This window comes from Pseudomonas sp. Je.1.5.c (assembly GCF_051129895.1).
GTDB lineage: Bacteria > Pseudomonadota > Gammaproteobacteria > Pseudomonadales > Pseudomonadaceae > Aquipseudomonas > Aquipseudomonas urmiensis.
On the sequence record NZ_JBCPSP010000079.1, the window covers coordinates 1 to 8,650 of the forward strand.

An 8,650-nucleotide genomic window follows, 5' to 3' on the forward strand; every position below is an offset into this window, starting at 1 on the left:
CCCACGTAGTTTCCTGCTGAAGCTAAATTACGTGGGAGCGGGCTTGCCCCGCGATAGCAGTGGTACTGACACTCAGCGGTAAGTCGGCAGCGCAAACCGCTGCTGGCTCTGCAGCATCGAGATCACTGGCAGCTCACTGGCCTGTTCCGCCAGGTCACGGCGAATCGCGCTGATCGCCCACGACAGCTGCTCGGCACTGTGCAGTTGGCCGTAAGTCAGTACCCGGCGGGTGACCACGCCATCAGCGGCACGCAGGGTCAGCAGGATGCCGCCGTCCGGGCGGGCCTGGGTAGCGACCTGGTAGGCGGAAAACACCGAGGCGAACTTTTGCTGAATGAGATCCATATCAACTCCTGACTGTTGTGTTGGCAGACGTGAGTTGATCGTTGCAGTGACCGTGCCAGTCTTCGTGATCTATTAAATTCCTTTAAAATCAGTGACTTAAAGGATATTGAAGAGGAGGTCTTCGTGCATAGTGCATGGTCGTGCATTTTGCACAGTGCATTTTGCATGGCCATAGAGCCAGCCTCTGGGCCCAATAGAATCTGAACCTTTGACCCATCAGGGGTGCCTGACAAAGACTTGGGCTCTAAATTTTGCCAGGAGGTTCAGAATGTCCGACCAACAGCCCGCCACCATGAACGACGACGAAGCCGCAGCCTTTGCCGAAGAGGTGTTCGAGCGCGCTCGCCGCGGTGATGCCCCGATGCTGGGGCGTTTGCTCGCCAGCGGCCTGCCGGCCAATCTGCGCAACCACAAGGGCGATACCCTGCTGATGCTTGCCAGCTACCATGGCCATCATGATGCCGTGCAGGTGCTGTTGAGCCATGGCGCCGATCCGTTGATGGCTAACGACAACGGCCAGTTGCCCATCGCTGGCGCCGCGTTCAAGGGCGATCTGGCGATGATTCGCCTGCTGCTCGAGCACGGCGTACCGGTGGATGCCGCCGCCGCCGATGGGCGTACAGCGTTGATGCTGGCGGCGATGTTCAATCGCAGCGAAATTGTCGACTACCTGCTGGCCCAGGGCGCCGACCCTGCGCGTCAGGATGCCCGGGGCGCCAATGCCCTTGCCGCCGCCCAAACCATGGGCGCGGTCGACACCGCTGCGCGCTTGCAGGCGCTGGTCGGCTAACCCTCAGGGGGCGTTTGCAGCTATCCTTGGTGACTTTTTCACCATTGCAGAGCCCCCTCATGAAAGACCAATTGCGCGAATTCATCAGCCTCGTCGGCGCCGGTTGCATGCCCGATGACGAGATCGAGCGCATTGCCGACGAGGCCGCTCAGGCCTACGCCGACCCCGCCGCGTTTCTGGCCGCCAACCCGGATATTAACTACGACGACACCTTCCCGATCCCGCTGGGTGAGTGGATCGTGCTCGGTAGCCTGCCGGATACCGTGCTGTTCCAGGCCGACAGCTATCAGGAGCTGTTCCAGAACATCACTGATTCGTTCGACAAGAGCGTGCCGTTCAACCTCAAGCCCAAGCAGCTGGCGAAAACCGAGCCATTGACCGCACTCAACCGCATTCAGGTGCAGATGGGCGCGCTGAACAAGGAAGCCGGTGGTTATGTGCTGCTCAACTTCAGCCAGTTGCTCGATGACGAGTTGCAGATGGTGATGGTCGGTCAGAATGACCTGGCGCGGGTGCTGGAGTTGGGCGCTGAGGTGGGGATCGCCGTGGAACCGGCGTTGGAGGCCTTGAAGGTCGCTGTACACAACTGACAGTGGTTGTCGCCAGTGCGGCCTCATCGCGGGGCCAATCGCAGCGATGAGGCCGGCACTGGCAACCCATCAGCCCAACGCCGTATCCAGAAACATCATCACCCCAAAGCCCCCCATCAACCCCAGCGTCGCCGCTGTCTGATGGCCATTACGGTGGGTTTCGGGGATCACCTCGTGCGACACCACAAAGATCATCGCCCCCGCAGCCAGGCCCATGCTGATCGGGTAGGCGAGGGCAAAGCCGGTGGAAATCCCCAGGCCGATCACGGCCCCCAAAGGCTCCATCAGCCCTGAGCCTATCGCCACCAGCGCCGCTTTGAGATTCGACAGCCCCGTCGCCCGCAGGGCCAGGGCCACTGCCAAGCCCTCAGGAATGTCCTGGATCGCGATGGCGCTGGTCAACGGCAAGCCAATGGTCATGTCGCCATTGGTAAAGCTCACGCCAATCGCCATGCCTTCGGGCAGGTTGTGCAAGGTGATCGCCAGCACGAACAGCCACACCCGGCTGATCCGCTCCGCCTCAGGGCCACAAGGGCCGGTGCTTTCGTGTTCGTGTGGGGTAAACCGGTCCAGGCCAAGCATCAACAGCACGCCCAGGCCCATCCCGAGGACCACGGTGAACGCTGCGGCCGGGCCGTTGCCGGTGATCTCGCGGGCCGCATCGAGGCCGGGCAGAATCAACGAAAACGAGCTCGCCGCGAGCATCATCCCCGCGGCAAAGCCAAGCATCACGTCCTGGCTGCGCGCGCTGACATCACGTAGTACCACCGCCAGCACTGCGCCCAGCGCGGTAGCGCCAAAACCTGCCAACCCGCCGAGCAGTGCCAGGTGCAGGTTGTCTGAGTGATCACCGTTGACGGCATTCCACATGCTGGCCAGCAGTAGGATAACAATCGCAAGCAGGCTCACGCCCAGGCCGGCACTGAGCCAGGGAGCATTCAGGGCTTGTTGCCGCCAGGCGCTCAGCATCGAGGCTGGGGCGGCGCTTTGAGTGTTGGCAGGTGGCATGCGGACCTCAATGACAATGAATGAAATCAGTCTAACCAGTGACCTGCGCCGCTGCCCAAGGATTCCCTTCTATCGGCGTGATAGACGCTATGCTCAGCCGCACACGGATTTTTTCAGGAGCGAAGGCATGGGCTCGACATTCAATGGCCTGGTAGGCCTGATCATACTGGCGTTGGACATTTGGGCGATTGTGAATGTTCTGAAAAGTGGTGCCGAAGTGGGCATCAAAGTGCTGTGGATCTTGCTGATTCTGTTACTGCCGGTCATTGGCCTGATCATTTGGGCGATTGCTGGCCCCAGAGGCAATATCCGCCTCTGAGCGCCCCGCCAGCAGGCATTGCTGGTTGGCGTGGGGGTGGGATTGCCCCGCGATAGGGGCAATCTCGCGCCGTCTGTCGGCGTTCGTGACAAAATTTTCACACTGGATTAACCAGAATCCGCGCCGCACAATGCTGCGTTAGTCCAACGCCATGCTTGATGGCAGGGCTCTGTGGCGATGTCGCCTTCCCGCAAACCCGCAATCCTAGGATCTCCCCATTCATGGCTAACACGGATGCCTTGAAACAACGGGCCGTGCCGGTCCCGTTCGCGCCGACCCTCAAATCGCACCTGGCTTATACCTTGCTGTGCGGCCTGGTGATCATGCTGATGCTCAGCCTGGTGCGCCTGGGGCTGCTGGTCTACAACAGCGACATGATCGGCGACACCCCTTATTCCACCGTGGCCGAGGGCTTCCTCAACGGCTTGCGTTTCGACCTGCGGGTGGTGGTGTACATCAGCATTCCGCTGCTGCTGGCGGTGCTCAGCCCTTGGGCGATGGCTCGGCGTGGCTTCTTCCGCCTGTGGCTGACCCTGGCCGCCAGTACGGTGATGTTCCTCGGCCTGATGGAGATGGACTTCTACCGCGAGTTCCATCAGCGCTTGAACGGCCTGGTGTTCCAGTACATCAAGGAAGACCCCAAGACCGTCATGAGCATGCTCTGGTACGGCTTCCCGGTGGTCCGCTACATACTGGCCTGGCTGGTCGGCACCTGGTTGCTGAGCCTGCTGTTCAAGGGCATCGATCGCCTGACCCGTGGCAGCAGCGCAAGCGCAAGCGTCAGCCCACGTGCGCCGGTTGCCTGGTACGGCCGCCTGGCGGTGTTCATGGTCATCCTGCTGGTGGCGGTGATCGCCGCGCGTGGCACCCTGCGCCAGGGCCCGCCAATGCGCTGGGGTGATGCCTTCACCACCGACTCCAACTTCGTCAACCAGTTGGGCCTGAACGGCACCTTGACCCTGATCGACGCTGCCCACAGCCGCTTTGGCGAAGACCGCAGCAATATCTGGAAGGCCACCCTCGACCCAGTGGTCGCCCAGGAGGCGGTACGCAACCTGCTGCTGACCCCTAACGATACCCTGGTCGATACCGATGAAGCGGCCGTACGCCGTGACTTCGTGCCGCCTGCCGAGCGCACCCTGCCGGTCAAGAACGTGGTGGTGATCCTCATGGAGAGCTTCGCCGGTCACTCGGTGGGCGCCCTGGGTAGCCCGAACAACATCACTCCGTACTTCGACAAGCTGGCCAAGGAGGGTCTGCTGTTCGACCGCTTCTTCTCCAACGGCACCCATACCCACCAGGGCATGTTCGCCACCATGGCGTGCTTCCCGAACCTGCCAGGCTTCGAGTACCTGATGCAAACGCCAGAGGGCGGCCACAAGCTGTCCGGCCTGCCAGCGCTGCTCAGTGCCCGTGACTACGACGACGTCTATGTCTATAACGGCGACTTTGCCTGGGACAACCAGTCTGGTTTCTTCGGCAACCAGGGCATGACCACCTTCATCGGCCGCAATGACTTCGTCAACCCGGTGTTCTCCGACCCGACCTGGGGCGTGTCCGACCAGGACATGTTCGACCGCGGCGCCGAAGAGCTGGCCAAGAACTACGGCAAGAAACCGTTCTACGCGCTGCTGCAGACGCTTTCCAACCACACCCCGTACGCGCTGCCTAAAGACCTGCCGGTGGAGCCGGTGACCGGCCAGGGCCGTCTGGATGAGCACTTGACCGCCATGCGCTACTCCGACTGGGCCCTGGGCCAGTTCTTTGAGAAGGCGCGCAAGGAGCCGTACTTCAAGGAGACCCTGTTCGTCATCGTTGGCGACCACGGCTTTGGCAACAGCCAACAGGTCACCGAATTGGACCTGGGCCGCTTCAACGTGCCGCTGCTGCTGATCGCTCCGGGGATCCAGGAGAAATTCGGCGCCGTTGACCACACCGTGGGCACCCAGGTCGACATCGTGCCGACCATCATGGGCCGTCTCGGTGGCCAGACCCGTCACCAGTGCTGGGGGCGCGACCTGCTCAACCTGCCTGAAGGGGATCCGGGGGTGGGCATCATCAAGCCCTCGGGCAGCGAGCAGATCGTCGGCCTAATCAAGGGTGATCACATCCTGATCGAGTCCAAGGACATGAGCCCGCGCCTGTACCGCTACCAACTGGGCCGCGAGTTCAAGGCCGAGCTGGTTGAAAGCGAGGATCAGCCGCACATGCTGAAAAACCTCGAGGCTTACATCCAGACTGCGACCAAGAGCCTGCTGGATAACACGGCAGGTGTAATCCACGGCACGCCGAAGTAATTCGGGTTTTGCTGTAAACGAGGCTCGCCGGGTGACCGGCGGGCCTTTTTCATGCTCGCTCGGCAGCCATGCTGAACAATGTCCTTATGCAGGGGTCAAGCTAGAACGGATGTCACTCATTGCTGTATCGAGGAGGGCTATTCAATGAAAGAGTGGGAAGTCATCTTTGCCGACCAGAAAGGCGAAACCACCACGCTGCTGCTGACTGCCGAGCAGCGTCCCAGTGACGAGGATGCGGCGCGGGCTATCCGCTCGCACCTGTTTCCAGTGATGGACGAACTGGACCTCAACGACTTCCAAGACCGCAGCCAATCCCCCACCGCACGCTGGCTCAAGGAGCAAAGCGGCGTGTCGATCACCGATATCCGCGAATTGCCGTAAAACGGCGCCGCTCTGGCGTAGTGCTCTGAGAGGCACTACGCTGGGTGAACACGTCGGTCTTTTCTGCGGGCCGGGGTGGGTTTCATTCGCGTCTTGCATCAGCTCGATCTGTCCGGCATCGCCAACACGCCGGCAGGTGCGTAGTGCACGGAAAGTCTATCCATTGCTTTATTCAGGAGGACGATTCATGAGCAGCCAGAACGACGATATCAGCAGCAGTGTCCTGCGCCAGATGAAAGCTGGCGGTTTCGACTTCACCCAGATCCACCCCATCGAGTTCTACGCGGTATTTCCCAATGAAGACGGCGCGCGCCAGGCCGCCGGACAGTTTCGTGGTGAGTCACTCAATGCTCAGGTGCGTGAACGTGACGATGGTGGTTGGGATCTTGAGTTGAGCAAGATCATGTATGCCACCTACCGGGGAATCGGTGCCTTCGAGGAAGCCTTCGAGGGGGTTGTCGTGCCCCTTGGCGGTGAGGTCGAAGGGTGGGGCGTCAAGCATGAACGACAGACTGCCTGAGGTTTGAGCAGGGGGCTGCTGTGCAGCCCATCGCAGGCATTGCCATTCAAGTCGATCACAAGAGTTATTGAATCATGCCTGCACTGAAGCGTTCTCCAAACGATGCTCACAGCCCGGTGTGATGGTGGCAACACGGGCCTCTTCGCGGGCAAGCCCGCTCCTACAGGTACCCCGTTGAGTTCGAAGCCAGCGTGGTACCTGTGCGAGCGGGCTTGCCCGCGAAAGGGCCAACGGGTGCTTCAAGGCTTGCGCTTGGCCATATGGCGTAGATACGCCAGTAACGCATCCAGCTCTTGCTCACTCAGCACACTTTGCGCAAACCCCGGCATCTTCGCCTGCGGCCAATGCCGCAAGCTTTGCGGGTCGCGAATGTACTGACGCAAAAACTCGGGCTGGAAGTATTCCGTTGGATTATGCGGCAAGTTCAAATCCGGGCCGAACTGGGCGTCACCTGCGCCATTGAGGCGGTGGCAGGCCAGGCAGTTTTGCTGGAACAGGGCAAAGCCTTGTCGCGCCGGATCGCTACTGGGCAATTTGGCATCGGGTAGCAGGGCGGGAAAACGTTGCTCGACCGACTCCAACTTGCGGATCATGGCAATCTGGAACGGCCACTGTTCCGGGCGAATGCCGCTGGCCTGTGGATCGGTCCATACCAGATAGAACGGCCCCGCACTTGGCTTACCCGGTGTTAGCGCCGGCCACGGCTGGGTGGGGTCTTCAATGGCGAGCCAGGCGCGGGCCGGACCCTGTTGCAACAAAGGCGCAGCTGGCATTTCGGCGGCAAAGCCATCCAAGGCTACGGCCTGCAGGTGGTCGGCTGGCTGGATGCCTTCAAGCAACACCGCCAGGGGCACCGCGCGATAATGCATGGCGCGTTTATAGGCAACGTCCTGGGCGATATCGAGGTTGCGCGCTTGTGGATGGCTGAGCAGCTCGGCGCTGTCCCATCGGTGCGTGCCATCACCCAGCTCCAGGTTCAATTGCGCTGCGTGCAAGGGCAGGCTGAACATCAAGACGAGCAGGGCAAGGCATCGGCGCATAGGTATTCTCCAACCATCAGGGTCGGCAGGTTACCTGTGCTCGGCCAGATAATTCCACAGATGCTGTCAGCCAAATAGCCGAGTGAGGTTCGGCAGGATCAGCAGCAGTGTAGTGGCGAACAATATGAGTCCGGCTTGGCGTACTTTCGATTGTCTGAACATGGCGGACCGCCTTCTTGTTGTTATTCCTGAATAGCCTTTGGCTTCCCTGTCTTTGCGTCGGGTCGATCGCAGCGGCGTAGTTGCACGCCAACTCCTGCATGCCTCTTGTTTTGTGGATATAAACCAACAGTAGGGCGAACGTTATCCATGTTTCAGAACCCTTTGTTCTAACTGAGTACTGATCGAGTTCCTTTGGTTTTAAGGCCACTGGCTAGCACGCTGGCATGGCGGGGCTAGACCGCTGCGCGAGGGTGGTTACCAAGGGTTACAGGGCTTACCGTTCGTCAGTGCAACCCCTTGCTTGTACGTCCCTTTCGCGTCAGTCTCTAGCACAATTTCCACACATGTCGTTCAGGACTATCGCTATGTCGTTACGCATCTGCATCCTTGAAACCGATGTTCTGCGACCGGAGTTGACGGCGCAGTATCAGGGCTACGGAAGGATGTTCGAGCAGTTGTTCTCGCGTCAGCCGGTTGCGGCCGAATTTCAGGTGTACAACGTGATGAATGGCGACTATCCCCCTGACGGCGAAAAGTTCGATGCCTATCTGGTCACGGGCAGCAAGGCTGACTCGTTTGGCACGGATCCGTGGATCCAGACGCTGAAGGCGTACTTGCTCAAACTCTATGAGCGTGGCGAGAAGTTGCTCGGTGTGTGTTTCGGTCATCAAGTGCTGGCGCTGGTGCTAGGTGGCAAAGCCGAGCGCGCCGATCGCGGCTGGGGCGTTGGCATTCATCGCTATAGCCTGGCGGCGCATGCGCCGTGGATGGATCCTGAGGTCTCTGAGCTGACCTTGCTGATCAGCCATCAAGATCAAGTCACTGAACTGCCAGAAGGCGCTACGGTGATTGCGTCCAGTGATTTCTGCCCGAACGCGGCGTATCACATTCGCGACCAGGTGCTGTGCTTCCAGGGGCATCCGGAGTTCGTCCATGACTACTCGCGGGCGTTGCTCGATGCACGTCAGGAGTATTTGGGCGATGAGGTGTACCAGCGGGCGATTGCCAGCCTGTCGACCGAGCACCAGGGAGATCTGGTTGGGAAATGGATGCTCAAGTTCATTGGGCATTCGGCGAAGGGCAACGAGAGCGCTGCCTGATTAGAGATTGTTAGTGCTTGTGCCGACGCTATCGCGGGGCAAGCCCGCTCCCACGCTGGTATGTGGATCTGGCGGGGGGGCGGGGTTGCCCCGCGATA

Annotated in this window: 10 protein-coding genes; 7 read left to right on the plus strand and 3 right to left on the minus strand. The window is 60.3% G+C overall.

The window, feature by feature from the left end; genetic code table 11:
- Nucleotides 1-72: 72 nt before the first annotated feature.
- The gene (locus AAZU54_RS26860) at nucleotides 73-345 is read right to left on the minus strand and encodes a DUF3509 domain-containing protein (protein WP_186554802.1); all 273 of its coding nucleotides are present in this window, start codon (nucleotides 343-345) and stop codon (nucleotides 73-75) included.
- Between the two features lie 268 nt (nucleotides 346-613).
- On the opposite strand from AAZU54_RS26860, the gene AAZU54_RS26865 reads away from it, so the two are divergent.
- Together AAZU54_RS26865 and AAZU54_RS26870 are read left to right on the plus strand one after the other, a co-directional pair.
- Nucleotides 614-1,135 (plus strand): ankyrin repeat domain-containing protein, encoded by a 522-nt coding sequence (locus tag AAZU54_RS26865; protein ID WP_186554803.1) that lies wholly within the window; start codon nucleotides 614-616, stop codon nucleotides 1,133-1,135.
- Between the two features lie 59 nt (nucleotides 1,136-1,194).
- Entirely contained in the window at nucleotides 1,195-1,725 is a 531-nt protein-coding gene (locus AAZU54_RS26870; protein WP_186554804.1) for a hypothetical protein, read from the plus strand.
- Nucleotides 1,726-1,794: 69 nt separating this feature from the next.
- Here AAZU54_RS26870 and AAZU54_RS26875 read toward each other — a convergent pair whose 3' ends face one another.
- Entirely contained in the window at nucleotides 1,795-2,733 is a 939-nt protein-coding gene (locus AAZU54_RS26875; RefSeq protein WP_186554805.1) for a ZIP family metal transporter, read from the minus strand.
- 127 nt (nucleotides 2,734-2,860) lie between these two features.
- Between AAZU54_RS26875 and AAZU54_RS26880 the strand changes: the two genes are divergently transcribed.
- From AAZU54_RS26880 to AAZU54_RS26895, 4 genes are all read left to right on the plus strand, one after another.
- Nucleotides 2,861-3,052 carry a PLDc N-terminal domain-containing protein gene (locus tag AAZU54_RS26880; protein ID WP_186554818.1) on the plus strand — a complete coding sequence of 64 codons (192 nt, stop codon included), beginning with the start codon at nucleotides 2,861-2,863 and terminating at the stop codon, nucleotides 3,050-3,052.
- A gap of 221 nt (nucleotides 3,053-3,273) precedes the next feature.
- The gene (locus tag AAZU54_RS26885) at nucleotides 3,274-5,349 is read left to right on the plus strand and encodes an LTA synthase family protein (protein WP_186554806.1); all 2,076 of its coding nucleotides are present in this window, start codon (nucleotides 3,274-3,276) and stop codon (nucleotides 5,347-5,349) included.
- A gap of 144 nt (nucleotides 5,350-5,493) precedes the next feature.
- Nucleotides 5,494-5,730 carry a hypothetical protein gene (locus tag AAZU54_RS26890; protein WP_186554807.1) on the plus strand — a complete coding sequence of 79 codons (237 nt, stop codon included), beginning with the start codon at nucleotides 5,494-5,496 and terminating at the stop codon, nucleotides 5,728-5,730.
- 187 nt (nucleotides 5,731-5,917) lie between these two features.
- The gene (locus AAZU54_RS26895) at nucleotides 5,918-6,250 is read left to right on the plus strand and encodes a ribonuclease E inhibitor RraB (protein WP_186554808.1); all 333 of its coding nucleotides are present in this window, start codon (nucleotides 5,918-5,920) and stop codon (nucleotides 6,248-6,250) included.
- Nucleotides 6,251-6,489: 239 nt separating this feature from the next.
- On the opposite strand, the gene AAZU54_RS26900 is transcribed toward AAZU54_RS26895, so the two are convergent.
- Entirely contained in the window at nucleotides 6,490-7,290 is an 801-nt protein-coding gene (locus AAZU54_RS26900) for a cytochrome c (protein ID WP_186554809.1), read from the minus strand.
- Between the two features lie 527 nt (nucleotides 7,291-7,817).
- On the opposite strand from AAZU54_RS26900, the gene AAZU54_RS26905 reads away from it, so the two are divergent.
- The gene (locus AAZU54_RS26905; protein WP_312153722.1) at nucleotides 7,818-8,552 is read left to right on the plus strand and encodes an amidotransferase; all 735 of its coding nucleotides are present in this window, start codon (nucleotides 7,818-7,820) and stop codon (nucleotides 8,550-8,552) included.
- Nucleotides 8,553-8,650: the final 98 nt, after the last annotated feature.

Excerpts from the sequence above, each read along its gene's own strand:
- AAZU54_RS26860 (WP_186554802.1), bottom strand. The coding sequence starts at position 345 with ATGGATCTCATTCAGCAAAAGTTCGCCTCGGTGTTTTCCGCCTACCAG.
- AAZU54_RS26865 (WP_186554803.1), top strand. The coding sequence starts at position 614 with ATGTCCGACCAACAGCCCGCCACCATGAACGACGACGAAGCCGCAGCC.
- AAZU54_RS26870 (WP_186554804.1), top strand. The coding sequence starts at position 1,195 with ATGAAAGACCAATTGCGCGAATTCATCAGCCTCGTCGGCGCCGGTTGC.
- AAZU54_RS26875 (WP_186554805.1), bottom strand. The coding sequence starts at position 2,733 with ATGCCACCTGCCAACACTCAAAGCGCCGCCCCAGCCTCGATGCTGAGC.
- AAZU54_RS26880 (WP_186554818.1), top strand. The coding sequence starts at position 2,861 with ATGGGCTCGACATTCAATGGCCTGGTAGGCCTGATCATACTGGCGTTG.
- AAZU54_RS26885 (WP_186554806.1), top strand. The coding sequence starts at position 3,274 with ATGGCTAACACGGATGCCTTGAAACAACGGGCCGTGCCGGTCCCGTTC.
- AAZU54_RS26890 (WP_186554807.1), top strand. The coding sequence starts at position 5,494 with ATGAAAGAGTGGGAAGTCATCTTTGCCGACCAGAAAGGCGAAACCACC.
- AAZU54_RS26895 (WP_186554808.1), top strand. The coding sequence starts at position 5,918 with ATGAGCAGCCAGAACGACGATATCAGCAGCAGTGTCCTGCGCCAGATG.
- AAZU54_RS26900 (WP_186554809.1), bottom strand. The coding sequence starts at position 7,290 with ATGCGCCGATGCCTTGCCCTGCTCGTCTTGATGTTCAGCCTGCCCTTG.
- AAZU54_RS26905 (WP_312153722.1), top strand. The coding sequence starts at position 7,818 with ATGTCGTTACGCATCTGCATCCTTGAAACCGATGTTCTGCGACCGGAG.